The 16,976-nt window shown below is 74.5% G+C and carries 18 protein-coding genes; 6 read left to right on the forward strand and 12 right to left on the reverse strand.

Features of this window, described 5'->3' with window-relative positions; genetic code table 11:
• Nucleotides 1-69: 69 nt before the first annotated feature.
• Nucleotides 70-1,290 (reverse strand): methyltransferase, encoded by a 1,221-nt coding sequence (locus ACFCLZ_RS08770; protein ID WP_380284229.1) that lies wholly within the window; start codon nucleotides 1,288-1,290, stop codon nucleotides 70-72.
• 85 nt (nucleotides 1,291-1,375) lie between these two features.
• Here ACFCLZ_RS08770 and ACFCLZ_RS08775 point away from each other — a divergent pair, with 85 nt between their 5' ends.
• The 3 genes from ACFCLZ_RS08775 (at nucleotide 1,376) to ACFCLZ_RS08785 (ending at nucleotide 2,584) form a co-directional block, all read left to right on the forward strand.
• On the forward strand, nucleotides 1,376-1,789 hold the full coding sequence (locus ACFCLZ_RS08775) for a VOC family protein (RefSeq protein ID WP_380284230.1): 414 nt from the start codon (nucleotides 1,376-1,378) through the stop codon (nucleotides 1,787-1,789).
• Between the two features lie 20 nt (nucleotides 1,790-1,809).
• A complete protein-coding gene (locus ACFCLZ_RS08780; RefSeq protein ID WP_380284232.1) occupies nucleotides 1,810-2,184 on the forward strand; it encodes an RNA-binding S4 domain-containing protein in 375 nt (124 codons plus the stop codon).
• Nucleotides 2,185-2,332: 148 nt separating this feature from the next.
• Nucleotides 2,333-2,584: a hypothetical protein gene (locus ACFCLZ_RS08785; RefSeq protein WP_380284233.1), complete on the forward strand. Its 252-nt coding sequence runs from the start codon at nucleotides 2,333-2,335 to the stop codon at nucleotides 2,582-2,584.
• 86 nt (nucleotides 2,585-2,670) lie between these two features.
• Here the strand turns inward: ACFCLZ_RS08785 and ACFCLZ_RS08790 are convergent, their stop codons facing one another.
• The 3 genes from ACFCLZ_RS08790 to ACFCLZ_RS08800 all read right to left on the reverse strand — a co-directional run bounded on the left by ACFCLZ_RS08790 (nucleotide 2,671) and on the right by ACFCLZ_RS08800 (nucleotide 4,675).
• Entirely contained in the window at nucleotides 2,671-3,180 is a 510-nt protein-coding gene (locus ACFCLZ_RS08790) for an FBP domain-containing protein (RefSeq protein ID WP_380284234.1), read from the reverse strand.
• Nucleotides 3,181-3,245: 65 nt separating this feature from the next.
• Nucleotides 3,246-3,791, reverse strand: coding sequence for an HD domain-containing protein (locus ACFCLZ_RS08795; protein ID WP_380284235.1), 546 nt, complete (start codon nucleotides 3,789-3,791; stop codon nucleotides 3,246-3,248).
• Nucleotides 3,791-4,675, reverse strand: coding sequence for an SAM-dependent methyltransferase (locus ACFCLZ_RS08800; protein WP_380284236.1), 885 nt, complete (start codon nucleotides 4,673-4,675; stop codon nucleotides 3,791-3,793). Before ACFCLZ_RS08800 ends, ACFCLZ_RS08795 begins: the two co-directional genes overlap by 1 nt.
• Before the next feature lie 275 nt (nucleotides 4,676-4,950).
• Between ACFCLZ_RS08800 and ACFCLZ_RS08805 the strand changes: the two genes are divergently transcribed.
• Together ACFCLZ_RS08805 and ACFCLZ_RS08810 are read left to right on the forward strand one after the other, a co-directional pair.
• Nucleotides 4,951-5,847: a polysaccharide deacetylase family protein gene (locus ACFCLZ_RS08805; RefSeq protein WP_380284237.1), complete on the forward strand. Its 897-nt coding sequence runs from the start codon at nucleotides 4,951-4,953 to the stop codon at nucleotides 5,845-5,847.
• Nucleotides 5,848-5,923: 76 nt separating this feature from the next.
• A complete protein-coding gene (locus ACFCLZ_RS08810) occupies nucleotides 5,924-6,922 on the forward strand; it encodes a ketopantoate reductase family protein (protein WP_380284238.1) in 999 nt (332 codons plus the stop codon).
• A gap of 58 nt (nucleotides 6,923-6,980) precedes the next feature.
• On the opposite strand, the gene ACFCLZ_RS08815 is transcribed toward ACFCLZ_RS08810, so the two are convergent.
• A complete protein-coding gene (locus tag ACFCLZ_RS08815; RefSeq protein WP_380284239.1) occupies nucleotides 6,981-7,799 on the reverse strand; it encodes an SDR family NAD(P)-dependent oxidoreductase in 819 nt (272 codons plus the stop codon).
• Between the two features lie 291 nt (nucleotides 7,800-8,090).
• Here ACFCLZ_RS08815 and ACFCLZ_RS08820 point away from each other — a divergent pair, with 291 nt between their 5' ends.
• Nucleotides 8,091-8,960: a 3-hydroxybutyryl-CoA dehydrogenase gene (locus ACFCLZ_RS08820; RefSeq protein WP_380284240.1), complete on the forward strand. Its 870-nt coding sequence runs from the start codon at nucleotides 8,091-8,093 to the stop codon at nucleotides 8,958-8,960.
• 72 nt (nucleotides 8,961-9,032) lie between these two features.
• On the opposite strand, the gene ACFCLZ_RS08825 is transcribed toward ACFCLZ_RS08820, so the two are convergent.
• The 7 genes from ACFCLZ_RS08825 to rpmI all read right to left on the reverse strand — a co-directional run bounded on the left by ACFCLZ_RS08825 (nucleotide 9,033) and on the right by rpmI (nucleotide 16,962).
• Complete coding sequence (locus tag ACFCLZ_RS08825; RefSeq protein WP_380284242.1) at nucleotides 9,033-9,878, reverse strand: chitosanase; 846 nt, start codon at nucleotides 9,876-9,878, stop codon at nucleotides 9,033-9,035.
• A 173-nt stretch (nucleotides 9,879-10,051) separates the two neighbouring features.
• Complete coding sequence (gene pheT, locus ACFCLZ_RS08830) at nucleotides 10,052-12,553, reverse strand: phenylalanine--tRNA ligase subunit beta (protein ID WP_380284244.1); 2,502 nt, start codon at nucleotides 12,551-12,553, stop codon at nucleotides 10,052-10,054.
• Entirely contained in the window at nucleotides 12,553-13,674 is a 1,122-nt protein-coding gene (gene pheS / locus ACFCLZ_RS08835) for a phenylalanine--tRNA ligase subunit alpha (RefSeq protein ID WP_380284246.1), read from the reverse strand. Before pheS ends, pheT begins: the two co-directional genes overlap by 1 nt.
• Nucleotides 13,675-13,923: 249 nt before the next feature.
• Entirely contained in the window at nucleotides 13,924-15,027 is a 1,104-nt protein-coding gene (locus tag ACFCLZ_RS08840; RefSeq protein ID WP_380284247.1) for an ATP-binding protein, read from the reverse strand.
• Between the two features lie 252 nt (nucleotides 15,028-15,279).
• Entirely contained in the window at nucleotides 15,280-16,146 is an 867-nt protein-coding gene (locus ACFCLZ_RS08845; protein ID WP_380284248.1) for a TrmH family RNA methyltransferase, read from the reverse strand.
• A gap of 116 nt (nucleotides 16,147-16,262) precedes the next feature.
• Complete coding sequence (rplT, locus tag ACFCLZ_RS08850) at nucleotides 16,263-16,658, reverse strand: 50S ribosomal protein L20 (RefSeq protein WP_030395970.1); 396 nt, start codon at nucleotides 16,656-16,658, stop codon at nucleotides 16,263-16,265.
• Between the two features lie 109 nt (nucleotides 16,659-16,767).
• Entirely contained in the window at nucleotides 16,768-16,962 is a 195-nt protein-coding gene (gene rpmI, locus ACFCLZ_RS08855) for a 50S ribosomal protein L35 (protein WP_045701618.1), read from the reverse strand.
• Between the last annotated feature and the right edge of the window lie 14 nt (nucleotides 16,963-16,976).

Genomic DNA, 16,976 nt, shown 5'->3' on the forward strand with positions numbered 1-16,976 from the left:
ACATTCATGCAAGGAGTATGCGCAGGGCCGGCCCGGCCCGGCTCACCCGGGCCGGGCCGGGCGGGCGGCTCAGCGCTTGACGGCCTTGAGCACCACGAACTTCGGATTGCCCGCCACCGTCCGGCAGTTGCCGAACAGGCGGCGGAGCTTGACGTGGTAGCCGAGGTGGCGGTTGCCGACCACCCACAGCTCGCCGCCGGGGCGCAGCGCGCGGCGGGCGCCGGTGAACATCCGCCAGGCGGTGGCGTCGGTGGTGGCCTGGTGGGAGTGGAACGGCGGGTTGTTGAGGACGAGGTCCACCGAGCCGGCCGGCACGCCCGCGTCGGCGAGCGCGTCGGCGGTGAGGAACTCGGCGGGGGCGTGCGGGCCGAGGTTGGTGCGGAAGGTCTCCTCGGCGGAGGCGACCGCCTGGTGGGACTCGTCGACGAAGACCAGCTCGGCGCCGGGGGCGGCCAGGGCGGCGGCGGTGCCGACCACGCCGTTGCCGCAGCCGAGGTCGACGATCCGGGCGCCGGGGGCGGCGGTGGGCAGGTGGGCGAGGAGGAAGCGGGTGCCGAGGTCGAGGCGGTCGGCGCAGAAGGTGCCGGCGTGGTTGACCACGGTGCGCCCGGCGGCGGGGCCGATGTCGCCGGGCAGGGCGTAGCGGTGCGGCCAGGGGTTGGGGCCGGGGTCGAGCGCCCGGTCGGGGGTGCAGAGGATCAGCCGGGCCTTGCGGACGGCGAGCGAGGTGCGGGTGGGGCCGAGGATCCGCTCGAAGAGCGTCAGGGTGGAGGTGTGGATCTCGGTGGTCATGCCGGTGCCTAGGACCACGGTGTCCGGGTGGAGGGCCGGGGCGAGCCGGTGCAGCTGGTCCTCCAGCAGGGCGAGGCTCTTGGGGACGCGCACCAGCAGGACGTCGGTCCGCTCGGGCGGGGTGTCGCGGGTGGTGAGCAGGCGCGCGGCGGCGGGGTCGGCGCCGGCCCGGGCGAGGTTGGCGGCGGTGGCGCGCTGGGCGAGGTACGAGTCGCTGATCTGGGTGGTCCGGGCGGGCGCGTGCCCGGCGGGGGCGGTGGCGAGGGCGGTGGTCAGCGCGCCCCAGCGGTCGCCGAGGACGGTGACCTCGCGGCCGGCCAGGGCGGTGGCCCGGCCCTCGGCGGAGTCGGCCTCGCCGGCCAGGTGCCGCAGCAGGTACTCGTCGGCGGCGTCCCAGGCGCGCAGCCGCTCGCGCGGGTCCTCGGGGTGGCGGGTGAGGTCGAGGGTGCCCCACGGGGTCGGGAAGGGGGTCGCGGCGGTGGTGGCGAGGTCGTTCATCGCCGCCCAGGCTAGCCGACCCACGCCCGCGCGCCGACCGGGGCGGCGGCCGATACTGAAAGGGCCCGACGGAAGGGGCCCGGCCATGGACTGGAAGCTCGCGGTGGTGGTGGTCCCGGTGACGGACGTCGACCGGGCGAAGCTCTTCTACGAGGAACAGGCCGGCTTCACCGTCGACCACGACAGCCGGGTCCGGGACGGGGTGCGGGTGGTGCAGCTGACGCCGCCCGGCTCCAGCTGCTCGATCGTGGTGGGCACGGGGCTGACGGAAGCGCCGGCGGGCTCGCTGAAGGGGCTGCAGCTGGTGGTGCCGGACATCGACCGGGCGCACGCGGAGCTGGTGGCGCGGGGCGTGGAGGTGAGTCCGGTGCAGCACTTCGAGGACGGGGACCGGGTGGACGGGCGGGGCGGGGCGTGGAACTCGTTCGTCTTCTTCAGCGACCCGGACGGCAACGGGTGGGCCGTCCAGGAGGCGCCCGGCGGCGCGGGGGCCCGGTGACCGGGGCTTAGGCTCGGATGATGGTCGAAGACGAGGGAAGCGTCCGGGTGGACAGCTGGATCTGGTCGGTGCGGCTCGCCAAGACCCGGTCGGCCGCGGCGGCGGCGTGCAAGGCCGGGCACGTGCGGGTCAACGGCGAGCGGGCGAAGCCGGCGCAGGCGCTGAAGCCGGGGGACGAGGTCCGGGTGCGCGTGGAGGGGTGGGAGCGGGTGGTCGTGGTGACGAAGCTGATCCGCAAGCGGGTCGGCGCGGACGTCGCGGCGCAGTGCCTGGTGGACAACAGCCCGCCGCGCCCGGCGCGCGAGTTCGTCGCCGCGCCCGGCGCGCGGGACCGGGGCGCCGGGCGGCCGACCAAGCGCGACCGCCGTGAGATGGACGGGCTGCGCGGCCGGTGAAGCGTCCGGCGGGACGTCGCGCAAGGCCACGGCAGGTTCCTGCCGAATTGGTCTCGACCATTGCCCCGGGTCCGGGCAGCGGAGGAGGCTCACTGCGAAGCGCCGGGCGGGCAGTCCGGCGCTCGTGTCCGAAGAAGGAAGGCACGGCATGGCAGTGCGCAAGGCGATTTCCACCATGACCCTGGCTGGACTCCTCGCGGCGGGCGGGCTGATGGCCGCCCCGGCCGCCCAGGCCTCCACGGCCAGGACGACCGGCTACGTCTACGTCGGCATCTACTCGAGCGGTGAGGCGTGCCACGCCGGGGGCAAGGCCCTGGTGGCCCGGGGCGAGGCGTTCAACTACTTCTGCGACATCCTCGAGTACCCCCCGTACACGGCCCGCCTCTCCATCTGGGTCTGATCGCACGGTGAGCGGGCCCGGCGGCGCATCGCGTCGCCGGGCCCGATCGCCGGGCCCGATCACCGGCCGCGGCGCGCGGCCGCAGCTCAGGCGGCCAGGGTGTCGGTGCGGACCTGCGCCAGGAAGGCGTCCAGGTTGGCCACCGTACGGGCGATCTGCTCCTCCAGCGGGAGCGACTCGTTGGGGCGGGTGACCGCCGCGGACTTCTTGCGCCCGCGCAGGTAGAGCGAGCAGGCGAGGTCGGCGCAGATGTAGGTGCCGACGGTGTTGCCCTCCCGCCCCGCCGCACCGGCCCGGCGGGCGGTGAGCAGCGCGACGCCGGAGCCCGCGTGGGCGGTGACGCACAGCGAGCAGACGTTGGTCTTGGTCAGGCTCCGCCGGAACGAGGGCACCCGCAGGGTGACGCCGACCAGCCCGTCGCGGTGCTCGGCGACCAGGTAAGCGCGGTCGGGCGCGCCCTGGTCCCGCCAGCCGAGGAAGTCGAGGTCCTCCCAGGGGAGTTCGGCCAGCCCCCGGGGCAGGTTGAGCCGCCGGGCCTCGCCCTTGGAGCAGTTGACGAAGGACGCACGGATCTCGGGATCGGTCAGCGCTCGCATGCCCGGCAAGCTAACACCGCCGGGCCGGGCCCGTCGCCCGGTTTTCCGCGCGCGGGCCGGCCGGGTCAGGCCACCGGGTGGGCGGCCTGGACGGCCAGCCGCCGCGGGGCGTCGGCGCCGATTGCGGTGAGCAGGTCGTCGAGGGCGAGGAACACCTCCCAGTGCTCGCGCCCGGCCGCCTGCGCCGGCCGGGCCACCACCCGGTCCTCCAAGTCGCGGACCCGGCTGTCCTTCCACGCCTTGTCGGCCAGGCTGACCAGCAGGTCCTCCACGGTGGCACCGGGCGCGCCCCAGCTGCCGTGGGTGCCGGCGAAGCGGGCCAGGCGCTCCGGTACGCCGTGGGCCAGCAGCAGTTCGCGCCCGGCCCGCTCGTGCAGCGAGCCGGGGGCGGAGAGCTCCTCGCGGTGGACGGTCTTGCCGATGTCGTGGGTGGCGGCGCCGAACAGCACCGCCTCCCGGTCCACCGCCGCCCCGTACTCGGCGCACCGGTCGAGGATCGTCACGGCGACCTCGTGGACCAGCCCGAGGTGGGCGGTGAGCCGCGGCGGGGCGTCGACGGCGGCCAGCAGAGCGGCCGCGGCCTCGGGCAGCGGCGGGGCTCCGGGGGTCATCAGCGCTTGAAGGCGACGCCGGCGTAGGCCGAGACGTCCTGCCAGCCCTCGGGGAGGTCGGCGGTGCGGATGTGGCCGGCCTCCGGGCGCCAGAGCGGGAGCTGGACCAGGCCGGGGCCGGCGAACTCGAAGTCCCCGAAGAAGGGTTCGACGTCCGCGCGGGGGCGCAGCACCAGCGGCGCGCTGGCGCTGCGGTAGACCCGGGTGCCCTCGGCGGCGCTCTCCCGGGAGGCGAAGTCGGGGCTGCCGTGCGAGAGGATCAGCGCGCTGCCGGGCGCGAGGGCGTCGCGCAGGGTGCGCACGACCCGCTCGGCGCCGTCCTCGTCACGGACGAAGTGCAGGACGGCGACCAGCATCAGGGCGACCGGTTCGCCGAGGTCGATCGCGGCGCGCAGGGCGGGGTGCTCGAGGATCGCCCCGGGCTCGCGCAGGTCCGCCTCGATGACCGAGGTGTGCCCGGCGGGGTGGCCGGCCAGCAGGGCGCGCGCGTGGGTGGCGACGATCGGGTCGTTGTCGACGTAGACGACCCGGGCGTCCGGCGCGGCCCGGCGGGCGACCTCGCTGGTGGAGCCGACGGCGGGGATGCCGGTGCCGATGTCGAGGAACTGCCGGATGCCCCGGCCGGCCGCGAACTCGACGGCGCGGCCGAGGAACTCGCGGTTGGTGCGGGCCAGCAGCCGCAGCGCCGGGTAGGCGGCGATGGCGGCTTCGGCGGCCTTGCGGTCGGCCTCGAAGTTGTCCTTGCCGCCGAGGTAGTAGTCGTACATCCGGGCGGTGTGCGGGACCCCGGTGTCGAGCTCGGTCGGCGGCCGCCAGTCCTCGGCGCGCGCCCACTCCCAGCCGGTGCCGGTGATGTCGCGCTGCGCCGTCCTGTCCTCGGTCATCTGCCGCCCCCTGGCGTTCGTCGTGTCCGGAGTGTCCACCGCCGGACGGATTGCGCCCCCGTGTCCCGCGACCGGCAGGCGGCCGACGGCGGCCCCCCGCCGCACGGTGCGCCGTGATCGTAACCGAGGAAACGCCGCCGAAACAGCGGTAGTTCAGGTTTCCGCAGCATCCGAACCATGGTGTGTGTGCACGTCAACGACGGTCCGCGGGACTCCCCTGGCCGGCCGCGGCCGGCGGTCGCCGCCGGGTGGCGCCGTCTCTATGCTGGCTGGCGATGACTGTCGACCGGCGCACCGTCCTGCGCACCACCGTCAAACTGGCCGCCCTCACCGCCGCCGGCGGCCTGCTCACCGCCTGCGGCGACACCGGCCGCCGCCGGGCCGACCCGGGCGCGTTCGCGGTGCGCCCGGGCACCATGGACCCGTCGGGCACCGTGGACCCGGCCTGGGCCGGCGGCGAGGGGCCCACCTCCCCCGAGCCCGCCACGACCGCGACCGCGACCGCCCCGGCGAGCCCGGCCGCCGCCACCGCGCCGCCCACTGCGCCGGTGCTGCCGCCGCTGGCGCCCGGCACCCCCGTCGAGGTCGCCTACGGGCCGCGCGCCGGCCGCAACGTCGCCCTGACCTTCCACGGCAGCGGCGACCCGGCGCTCGCCACCGCCCTGCTGGAGATCGCCGAGCAGCGCGGTGTCGGGCTCACCGTGATGGTCGTCGGCAGCTGGCTCGACCAGCAGCCGCAGATGGCCCGGCGGATCCTGGACGGCGGCCACGAGCTGGGCAACCACACCCAGAACCACCAGAACATCTCCGCCATGGCACCGGACCGGGCGCGCGCCGAGATCGCCCAGTGCGCGGAACGGCTGCAGCGGCTCACCGGCTCGATCGGCCGCTGGTTCCGCCCGTCCGCCGCCCAGTACGCGACGCCGATGGTGCGGGAGCAGGCGAAGGCGGTCGGGTACGAGCACGTGCTCTCCTTCGACGTGGACCCGCGCGACTACGCCGACCCGGGCGCCGCCGACCTCCAGCGCCGGGTGCTCGGCTCGGTGCGCGGCGGCTCGGTGGTCGCCCTGCACCTGGGCCACCGCTGCACGGTCGACGCGCTGCCCGGCATCCTCGACGGCCTCGGCAGGGCCGGCCTCACCCCGGTGACCGCGAGCCGCCTCTGCGCGTGACCACCGGGCCGCCGCCGGGCCGCCACCGGCCGCACGGGGCTCGTGGGGCGCACAGGGCGCGTGGGATGCTTCCGCCATGCGGTACATCATCATCGGGGCGGGTGCGGTGGGCGGCACGATCGGTGCCCGGCTGCACGAGGGCGGGCACGAGGTGGTGCTGGTCGCGCGCGGCGCGCACCTGGCGGCGCTGCGCGCGGAGGGCCTGCGGTTCGGCACCCCGCAGGGCGTGCGGACGCTGCGGATCCCGGCGGCCGGCGATCCGCGGGAGGTGGCGCTGCGGGCCGACGACGTGCTGGTGCTCGCCGTGAAGACGCAGGACACCGCGGCCGCGCTGGCCGCGTGGGCGCCGCGGCCGGTGGCCGGGGGCGGTACGGCCGCCGAGCGGCTGCCGCTGGTGTGCGCGCAGAACGGGGTGGAGAACGAGCGGATCGCGCTGCGGCTGTTCCGCGAGGTGCTGGCGATGTGCGTGTGGATGCCGTCCACCCATCTGGCGCCGGGCCGGGTCAGCGCGGGCGGCACACCGGTGAGCGGGGTGCTGCGGCTGGGCGGCTACCCGTCCGGCACCGGCGGCGCCCGGGCCGCCGCGATCGCCGCCGACCTCGCCGCCTCGGGCTTCAGCGCCCCGGTGGAGGCGGACGTGATGGGCTGGAAGTACACCAAGCTGCTCGGCAACCTCGGCAACGCGCTGGACGCGGTGGCCGGCGACACCGGCGGCGACGCGGTGCGGGCGCTGCGGGAGCGGGCCGGCGCGGAGGGCGCGGCCGTGCTGGCGGCGGCCGGCATCGCGTACCGCGACCCGGCCGAGCAGGCCCGCGCGGTGCGCGCGACGCTGCGCCTGGAGCCGGTGGACGGCGAGGAGCGGACCGGCTCGTCGTCCTGGCAGAGCCTGGCGCGCGGCACCGGCTCGATCGAGGCCGACCACCTGAACGGCGAGATCGTGCTGCTGGCCCGGCTGCACGGGGTGGCGGCGCCGCTCAACGAGGCGCTGCAGCGGCTGGCCGGGGAGTTCGCCCGCACCGGCCGCGCCCCGGGCTCGCTCACCGCGGAGGAACTGGCGGCGCTCCGCGGGCTGTGAACGGTACTGCGAGAACGGCGTGGTGAAGACGGTGCGGTGAAGACGGTGCGGTGAACGGTCAGGCCATCGGGTCGTCGGGCCCGTAGGGGCGCAGCCGCAGCGTGCGGGCGTCCGCCGCGCGGATCTCCTCGGCCCGGCGGACGAGTTCCTCCAGGTCGTCCCGTCCGGCGTGCAGGAAGCGCCCGTGCAGCGCGTCGAAGCGCCCGCGGGCGGCGTCCACGATGACGGCGACCATGTACGGGATGGAGCCCCAGGTCTTGGTGTCGCGGAACATCGGCATGCCGGCGGTCATGTCGGTGGCGACCGCGCCGGGGCTGATGTCGAGGATCACCACCTGGTGCTCGGCGAGCGAGTCGGCGAGGTTGTCGGAGAGCTTGAGCAGCGCGCCCTTGGAGGTGGCGTAGGCGGTGTAGTGGCCGTCGGGGCGCAGCGCGAAGCCGGAGTTGAGGTTGACGACGCGGCCGCGGCGGCGGCGGACCATGCCCGGCAGGACGCAGCGCAGCAGGTTGTAGGGGCCGCGCAGGTTGACCTCGACCACCTGCCACCACTGGGTGACGTCGGTCTCCCAGAGCGGGACCTCGGCGCGGTCGATCCAGCCGGCGTTGTTGACCAGCAGGTCGACGGGGCCGAGGTCGCGCTCGACGAGGCGGACGGCCTCGCGGACCGAGCCGGGGCGGGTGACGTCGGCGGTGACGGCGACGCCGCGCGCGCCGTGCCGCACGCACTCCTTGAGGGTGTCGGTGAGCGTCTCGTGGGTGCGGCCGACGAGGCCGACGGCCATGCCCTCGGCGGCGAGGCCGATGGCGATCTCCCGGCCGATGCCGCGGCCTGCGCCGGTGACCAGGGCGACCTGTCCCGTGAGCGATCCCGTCGGCATGCCCGTGCTCCCTCCGTCCGTCCGCGACCACCCGCGGTCCGGGCCCGCATTCTGTCGTCCGGCGGGCCGGGGCGGCCCGGGAGCGCACCCGCGACGCGGGCGGACCCACCCGTTCGGGGGAAGGCGCCGACTGGGGGGCCGCCGGGGAGGGGATGACCTACTCACCGGTAGGGAGTAGTAACGTCGTCGGGACGGTACACCGGTCCGCACATACCGGTGCTCCCGAACCGCCGAACAGCAGCTGGGCCACTTGTCGCCGGGAGACCCCCGGCACCACCGAAGGGCAACTGAGTGAGTGACATCGCGCGCGTCGGAGTGATCGGCTGCGGACTCATGGGGTCGGGCATCGCGGAGGTCTTCGCCCGGGCGGGGCTGAACGTCCTGGTCGCCGAGGCCGGCGGGGAGGCGCTGGAGTTCGGGCGCGCCCGGCTGACCAACTCGCTGGAGACCGCCGTGAAGCGCGGCAAGCTGACGGAGGAGCAGCGGGACGAGGCGCTGTCCCGGCTGGCGTTCACCGTCGACCTGGCGGACTTCGCGGACCGCGACCTGGTGGTCGAGGCGGTCGCCGAGCGCGCGGACGTCAAGGTGAAGATCTTCGAGACGCTGGACCGGGTGGTCGAGCGGCGGGACGCGATCCTCGCCTCGAACACCTCCTCGATCCCGATCGTGAAGCTGGCCGCCGCCACCTCCCGCCCGGAGCAGGTGATCGGCCTGCACTTCTTCAACCCGGCGCCGGTGCAGAAGCTGGTCGAGGTGATCCCGACCCTGACCACCTCGGCCGCCACCACGGACCGGGTGGAGGCGTTCGCCACCGAGGTGCTGCGCAAGGCCCCGATCCGGGCCCGCGACCGGGCCGGCTTCGTGGTGAACGCGCTGCTGGTGCCGTACCTGCTGTCGGCGGTGCGGATGTTCGAGACGGGCGTGGCGACCGCCTCCGACATCGACAGGGGCATGGAGGCCGGCTGCGCCCACCCGATGGGCCCGCTGCGGCTGTGCGACCTGATCGGCCTGGACACCGTCGTCTCGATCGCCGAGTCGATGTACGACGAGTACAAGGAGCCGCTGTACGCCGCTCCCCCGCTGCTGTCGCGGATGGTCGACGCGGGCCTGCTGGGCCGCAAGTCCGGCCGCGGCTTCTACGACTACACCGCGACCGCCTGAGCGGCCGCCCGACGCCGGTGGCGGGAGGCCCGGCCGGGCGCCGGCCGCCTCCCGCCGACGTGCGGCGGCGCGTCAGCTGCTGATGGTGTAGCTGTCGCCGTAGACCTTCCACTTCAGCGGCGGGTTGAGGTCGAAGTTCCCGGCGTTGAGGAAGACCAGCTGCTCGGTGTCGACCCGGCTGGTGTCGGCGTGCGCCTCCTCCTGCTTCATGACGGCCTTGCGGGCGTCCAGGAAGGCCTTGAGGTAGGTGGCCTCGTCGCCGCCCTGGGCGGGGGTCCTGGCCTTCTTCATGGCGGCGCTGCGGATCCCGCCGAAGCTGTCGGCGCCGGTGCCGGGGCCGTGCATGACGATGGCGTCGTAGTAGGCGAACTGGCCGAGCGCGCGCAGGCCGTCGGCCTTGGCCTGCTTGACCGAGGGGTTGAAGTAGACGCGGTCGCGCTCGTCGTTCTGGGCCTGCTGGAAGACGGTGTCCTTGGCGGCGGTCGCCCAGTCCTTCTCGAAGGCGGAGCCGAGGCCCGCGTGCGAGTCGGTGCCGTTGACCTTGCGCAGCGCCGGGAGGTACTTGGCGAGGATGTTGCCCGGCTTGAGGTCGCCGTAGTGCTCGACGAGTTCGAGCATGTCGCCGGTGCCGGAACAGAAGCCGATGATGCCGGCGGTGTAGCCGCGGCCGTCGTTGATGTCCTCGATGTACTTGTACTGGGCCTTCCAGTCGAGGGAGGAGTTCTCGGCGCTGGACACCAGCTGCATGGCGATGTCCTTCTTGTGCGGGTCGTCCAGGCCCACGGCGGCGAGCCGGACGGTGCCGGCGGCGGGGGCGGCGTGCGCAGCGCCGGCGGCCGCGACGCCGGCCGGGGCGGCCACCAGCAGGGCGGCGAGGGCGAGGCGGGCGGTGCGGGCGGTGCGGTGGTGAGTACGCATCTGACGCTCCGTTTCCCTGATCCGGACACGGGGGTGGCCGGACTCCTGAGAGTTAGGAAAGTTTCCTAACTTGATTGAAGCGTTCACGTCGGGCCCGGCGCAAGGGGATTGCCCGCAAAGGCACGCGAAAGGGCCCCGGCCGGTGGTCCGGCCAGGGCCCTTCGAGACGGGCGTCAGGCGCCGCGCAGCACCGCGCCGGTGCGGGCGACGGCCTCGGCGACGGCCGCCTCGCGGGCCGCGCTCGCCTCGTCGGCGGTCAGCGTCCGGTCCGCGGCGCGGAACCGCAGCGCGTACGCCAGCGACTTCCTGCCCTCACCGACCTGCTCGCCGGTGAAGACGTCGAACAGCCGGATCGCCTCCAGCAGTTCGCCGGCCCCGGAGCGCAGCGCGGCCTCCACGTCGGCGGCCCGTACCTCGGCGTCGACGATCAGCGCGACGTCCTGGGTGGCCACCGGGAAGCCGGAGACCGCCGGACCGTCGACCCGCGCGGCGCCGTCGGCGGCCAGCAGGTCCAGGTCGAGCTCCATCGCACCGGTGCGCTCGGGCAGGCCCATCGCCTTGACGACGCGCGGGTGCAGCTCACCGGCGTGGCCGACCACGCGGTCGGTGCCGGCCACCACCAGCTCGGCGCAGCGGCCCGGGTGCCACGGCATCAGCCGGCCCGGACGCACGGTCAGCTCGACGCCGGCGGCGCGGGCCACCGTACGGGCGGCCTCCACGGCGTCGGCCCAGGTCGCCGGAGCGCCCTTGCCCCACCAGCCGGACGGCAGCCGCTCGCCGGCCAGCGCGACGGCGACCCGGCGCGGCTGGTGCGGCAGCGCGGCGTCCAGCGCCGCCAGCTCCTCGTCGCCCGGCCGGCGGTCGACGGCCGGACGCGGGGCGACCGACAGCTCGTCCTTCGGCAGGAACACCGTGCCCGTCTCGAAGATCGCCAGATCGGTGTTGCCGCGGCCGACGTTGCGGCGCAGCGCCCCGAGCAGGCCCGGCAGCAGCGTGGTGCGCAGCCCCGGCTCCTCGTCGTTGAGCGGGTTGACCAGGGTGACGGTCCGCCGCCGCCGGTCCTCCGGCTCCAGGCCGAGCGCCTCGAAGGAGGCCTCGCCGACGAACGGGTAGTTGTTGACCTCGACGTAGCCCGCGCCGGCCAGCGCGACGCCGACCCGGCGGTGCATCCGCTGGGCCTCGGTCAGGCCCTTGCCCGGCGGGACGGTGGGCATCCGGGCGGGGACGTTGTCGTAGCCCTCCAGCCGGATGACCTCCTCGGCGAGGTCGTACGGGTCGGTGAGGTCGGGGCGCCAGGTCGGCGGGGTGACCTCCAGGACGTCGGCGCCGGAGACCGAGCAGCCGATCTCCTGCAGGCGCCGGGTGACGGTCTCGCGGCCGTACCCGGTGCCGGCGACCCGGTCGGGCAGGTCGGCGGCGATGGTGATGGTGCGCACCGGGTGCGCGGCGGCGATGTCGGTGACACCGGCCTCGGCGGTGCCGCCGGCGATCAGCACCAGCAGGTCGACGGCGCGCTGCGCGGCGGCGCGGGCGGCCTCGGGGTCGACGCCGCGCTCGAAGCGCTTGGACGCCTCGGAGGGCAGCTTGTGCCGCTTGGCGCCGCGGGCGATGGCGACCGCGTCGAAGTGCGCCGCCTCGATGATCACCTCGGTGGTGCCCGGGCCGGCGGCCGGGTCGAGGATCTCGGTGGACGCGCCGCCCATGACGCCGGCCAGGCCGATCGGGCCGCTGTTGTCGCAGATCAGCAGGTCCTCGGCGGACAGCGTGCGCTTCACGCCGTCGAGGGTGGTGAGGCTCTCGCCCTCCTCCGCCCGGCGGACCACGATGGGGCCGTCGACGCGCTGCCGGTCGTAGGCGTGCAGCGGCTGGCCGACCTCCAGCATCACGTAGTTGGTGATGTCGACGGCGAGCGAGATCGGGCGGATGCCCGCCTTCTGCAGCCGGCGCTGGAGCCAGATCGGGGACTTGGCTGCCGGGTCGAGGCCGATGACGGTGCGGGCCACGAAGCGGTCGCAGCCGGCCGGGTCGTTGACCTTCACCAGGTAGCCGAAGGAGTTGGCCGGCGGCACGTCGAGCAGCGCCGGGTCGGCCAGCGGCAGCCCGTAGGCGGCGGCGGCCTCGCGGGCGACGCCGCGCATGGACAGGCAGTAGCCGCGGTCCGGGGTGACGGCGATGTCGAGCACCTCGTCGACGAGCTGGAGCAGCTCGATGGCGTCGATGCCGGGCTCGTACTCGGGCGGGAGCACGATGATGCCGTCGTGGTCGTCGCCCAGGCCGAGCTCGCGGGCCGAGCAGATCATGCCGGCCGAGGTGTGGCCGTAGGTCTTGCGGGCGGCGATCGGGAACGGACCGGGGAGCACGGCGCCGGGGAGCACCACGACGACCTTGTCGCCGACGGCGAAGTTGGTGGCGCCGCAGACGATCTCCTGCGGCTCGCCGGTGCCGTTGGCGTCGCCGACGTTGACGAAGCAGTGCCGGATCGGCTTCTTGAAGCCGGTCAGCTCCTCGATGGAGAGCACCTCGCCGACCACCAGCGGGCCCTTGAGGTCGCCGCCGAGCTGCTCGACGGTCTCGACCTCCAGGCCGGCGCGGACCAGCCGCTCGGCCACGTCGCGACCGGTCTCACCGGCCGGCAGGTCGACGTACTCGCGCAGCCAGGAAAGCGGGACGCGCATCAGATCTCCATCCCGAACGGGAGGGTGAAGCGCACGTCACCCTCGACCATGTCGCGCATGTCGGCGACGTTGTGACGGTTCATCAGGATCCGCTCCAGGCCCAGGCCGAAGGCGAACCCGCTGTAGCGGTTGGGGTCCACGCCGCAGGCGACGAGCACCCGCGGGTTGACCACGCCGCAGCCGCCGAGCTCGATCCAGCCCTCGGAGCCGCAGGTGCGGCAGGGGCGGTCCGGGTTGCCGACCGACGCGCCGCGGCACACGAAGCACTGCAGGTCGATCTCGGCGCTCGGCTCGGTGAACGGGAAGTAGGAGGGCCGCCAGCGCAGCTCCAGGCCGTCGCCGATGAGGGTCGAGACCAGCTGCTCGATGGTGCCCTTGAGGTCGGCGAAGGTGATGCCCTCGTCCACGGCCAGGCCCTCGACCTGGCGGAAGACCGGGGTGTGGGTGGCGTCCAGCTCGTCGGTGCGGTAGACCCGGCCGGGGCAGACCACGTAGACGGGGGGCTCGCGGTGGAGCAGGGTGCGGGCCTGGACCGGGGAGGTCTGGGTGCGCAGCACCACGCCGGAGTCGGCGGAGCCGTCCGGGGCCCGGACGAAGAAGGTGTCCTGCATCGAGCGGGCCGGGTGGTCCGGGCCCAGGTTGAGGGCGTCGAAGTTGAGCCACTCGGCCTCGACCTCGGGGCCCTCGGCGACCTGGTAGCCCATCGCGACGAAGGTGTCCTCGATGCGCTCGGCCAGCGTGGTCAGCGGGTGGCGGGCGCCGCGCGGGGTGCGGTCGTAGGGCAGCGTGACGTCCACCGCCTCCTCGACCAGCACACGGGCGTCGCGCTCGGCCTCCAGTTCGGCCTGCCGCTTGGCGAGCGCCTGGTTGACGGCGCCCCGGGCCTGGCCGATCAGCTTGCCGGCGGCGGCCTTGGCGTGCGGGGGAAGGGCGCCGATCTCGCGGTTGGCGAGGGACAGGGCGGAGCGGTCGCCGGTGTGGGCGACCTTGGCCTGCTTCAGCTCGTCGAGGCTGGTGGCGGCGGCGAACGCGGCGACGGCCCCGTCCCGGGCCGCCTCCACCACCTCGGGCTTGAGGGCCTCGACCTCGACCGGGTCGTACGACTTGTTGGGTGCCGACATCTCTATCTTTCCCGTGCTCCTGCTCGTCCGTGCTCAGGTAAGGGGGCTCGTGCCTTCGCGTCACGCCCGGCGTGGCCGGGGCACGGGCAGCCGTTCTCCGAACCGGGGAGGCGGGGTGTCCGCGGCGCGGCCGCGCGGGGCGTTCCACAACGCCAAAGGTCGAGTGTAGTCGCAGCGCGTTGCGCGGCTGCCGTCAAGCCCGCCCGGCGGACCGACCACTCCATGCCGTGTTCGTCGTTCACGGTTCTTTCAGAGCATGAAGTCGGGCACCCCGGCGGGCAGGACGAATCGGAACCGGGCACCGCCGCCGGGCGCGCGGTCGACGCGGATCGAGCCGCCGTGGGCCTCCACGATGCCCTTGACGATGTAGAGGCCGAGCCCGGTGCCGCCGCGCTTGGAACCGCGCCAGAAGCGGGTGAAGACGCGCGGCACCGCCTCCTCGGGGATACCGCTGCCTTCGTCGCTCACGGTGACCGCTGTGCCTTCCACGATGCGGGGCGGGGTGCCGGGGCGCTCCCAGACGGGTGCCTCGACGACCTCCTTGGCCGGTGCCACCTCGATGGTGACAGTCCCCTCGCCGTGCCGCACGGCATTTTCCAGCAGGTTGGCGAGCACCTGGTCGACCTTGTCGGGGTCGGCCCACAGCACGGTGAGCGGCTCGCGGACCCGGATGTCGAAGCGCTCCTCGGGGATGCCGGTGGCGACCTTGCGCTCGACGTGCCGGCGCACGGCGGCGGCCAGGTCGACGACCTGCTTGCGCAGCTCCAGCCGCCCGGCGTCGATCCGGGAGATGTCCAGCAGCTCGGCGATCAACCGGGTGACCCGGTCGGCGTCGGCGTCCACGGTCTCCAGCATCAGCCGCTTCTGCCCGTCGGTGAACCGCTCCCACTTGGCGAGCAGGGTCGCGGTGAACCCCTTGACGCTGGTGAGCGGCGAGCGCAGCTCGTGCGCGACGGTGGCGATCAGCTCGGCGTGGCTGCGCTCGGTGCGCCGGCGCGCCTCGGTGCCGCGCAGGGCGATCACCAGCCGCTCCAGCGGACCCCCGGGGCGCTCGCGGACGTAGCGGGCGGAGACCAGCACCTCGCGGCCCCCGGGCAGCAGCAGGTTGCGCTCCGGCTGGCCGGTGCGCACGGCCAGGCCGCCGTACGGGTCGGTCAGCTGCCACCAGCGGCGGCCTTCGAGGTCCTCCAGCGGCAGGACGTCCTCCAGCGCGCTGCCGAGCGCGGCCTGCGGGGCGACGCCGGTCAGCCGGACGGCGGCGCGGTTGAAGCAGACCACCCGGCCCAGGGCGTCGGCGACCACCAGGCCGTCCGGCAGGTCGTCCGGGTCGAGCTCCGGCCCGCTTGCGACCATGGGTGTCCTCCCCGATTACCCACCGTGTCTTTCCCCCCACCGAGGCAGACCCTAGCGCCTCACAGCCTCGCGTAATAGGCCATGGCCGACGATTCGCGTCGGATCGGCGCGCGACGGCCGGGTCCACGCGGTGGGGGCGCCTCCCGGCCGCCGGGCCGGGGGCGCGCGCGCCCCGGCGTCGCACGCCCGGCGGGAATCGCCGGCCGCGCCCCGAGGGCCACGACGAGCCGCCGACGCGGGTCGGCGCACGGGTCAGCGTGCGGCGCGGCACCCGCCGGGCGAGCGCTGGGCGCGGGCCGAGGCGTAGAGGCAGACGGCGGCGGCGGTGGCCAGGTTGAGGCTCTCGGCGTGCCCGTGGATCGGGACGCGCACGACCTCGTCGGTCAGTGCGCGGGTCTCCTCCGGGAGCCCCCACGCCTCGTTGCCGAACACCCACGCGCCCGGCGCGCCCAGGGTGCCCTCGTCGAGCTCCTGGTCCAGGTCGCGCTCCCCCGCGCCGTCGGCGGCCAGCACCCGCACCCCGGCCTCGCGCAGCCGGCCGATCGCCTCCTCGACCGGCACGCCGACGGCGACCGGGAGGTGGAAGAGGCTGCCGACCGAGGCCCGGACCGCCTTCGGGTTGTACAGGTCGACGGAGGCGTCGGTGAGCACCACGGCGTCCGCGCCGGCCGCGTCGGCGGTGCGCAGCACGGTCCCGGCGTTGCCGGGGTCGCGGACGTGCGCGAGCACGGCGACCAGCCGCGGGCGGGCGGCGAGGACGTCGGCGAAGGGCGTGTCGATGAAGCGGCAGAGCGCGACGATGCCCTGCGGGGTCACGGTGTCGCAGATGCCGGCGACGACCTCGTCGGTGGCGGTGAGCACCGCCAGCCCCTCGGCGCGGGCGGCCTCGACGATCCCGGCGTGCCGCTCGGCGGCCTCGACGGTGGCGTACACCTCGACGACGGCGTGCTCACCCGAGCCCGGCAACCGCCCGAACGCGATGGCCTCGCGCACGGCCTGCGGGCCCTCGGCGAGGAAGCGGCGTTCCTTGCCGCGCTGGCTCCGCTTGGCGAGCCGCCGGGCCGCGACCACGCGGGGCGAGCGCAGGGAGGTGAGCAGGGGGGTGTCGGTGCTCGACATGATCTCGTCTCTGTGCTGGCCGGCTGGGGGTGACCGGGGTAACGCAAAACCGGACCCGCAGGATCGAGCCTGCGGGTCCGGTCAGCTCAACTCCACTGATCCACTGGTCCAGAGGATCAGGCGGCGTCGGCGGCGGCCTTCGGGGCGTTCACGTCGGCCGGCAGCGCCTTCTGGGCGACCTCGACCAGGGCGGCGAACGCGCCCGGGTCGTTGACGGCCAGGTCGGCCAGCATCTTGCGGTCGATCTCGACGCTGGCGGCCTTCAGGCCCTGCACGAAGCGGTTGTAGGTGATGCCGTTGGCACGGGCCGCAGCGTTGATGCGCTGGATCCACAGCTGACGGAAGTCGCCCTTGCGCTTCTTGCGGTCGTTGAAGTTGTAGACCAGCGAGTGGGTGACCTGCTCCTTGGCCTTGCGGTACAGGCGCGAACGCTGGCCGCGGTAGCCGCTGGCGCGCTCCAGGATGACCCGGCGCTTCTTGTGGGCGTTGACCGCCCGCTTGACGCGTGCCACTTCATTACTCCTTGGGTTGGACCACGGACTACTTCACGTGGTCCGTCATTCGAATGGGTCGGGAAGGATCAGCTGCCCCGCACGCGGCTCGCACCGGGCGGGAGGGCGATCACTTGCCGAGAAGCTTCTTGATCTTCTTGGCGTCGGCGGGGGCCAGCTCGATCGTCCCGGCCAGCTTGCGGGTCAGCGTCGAGGGCTTGTGCTCCAGGAGGTGGCGGCGGCCGGCGCGCTCGCGCAGCACCTTGCCAGAGCCACTGATCTTGAAGCGCTTGCTGGCGCCACTGTGCGTCTTCTGCTTCGGCATTTCGCCGTATCTCC

It is taken from the genome of Kitasatospora purpeofusca (assembly GCF_042691725.1).
GTDB classification, from domain to species: Bacteria; Actinomycetota; Actinomycetes; order Streptomycetales; family Streptomycetaceae; genus Kitasatospora; species Kitasatospora purpeofusca_B.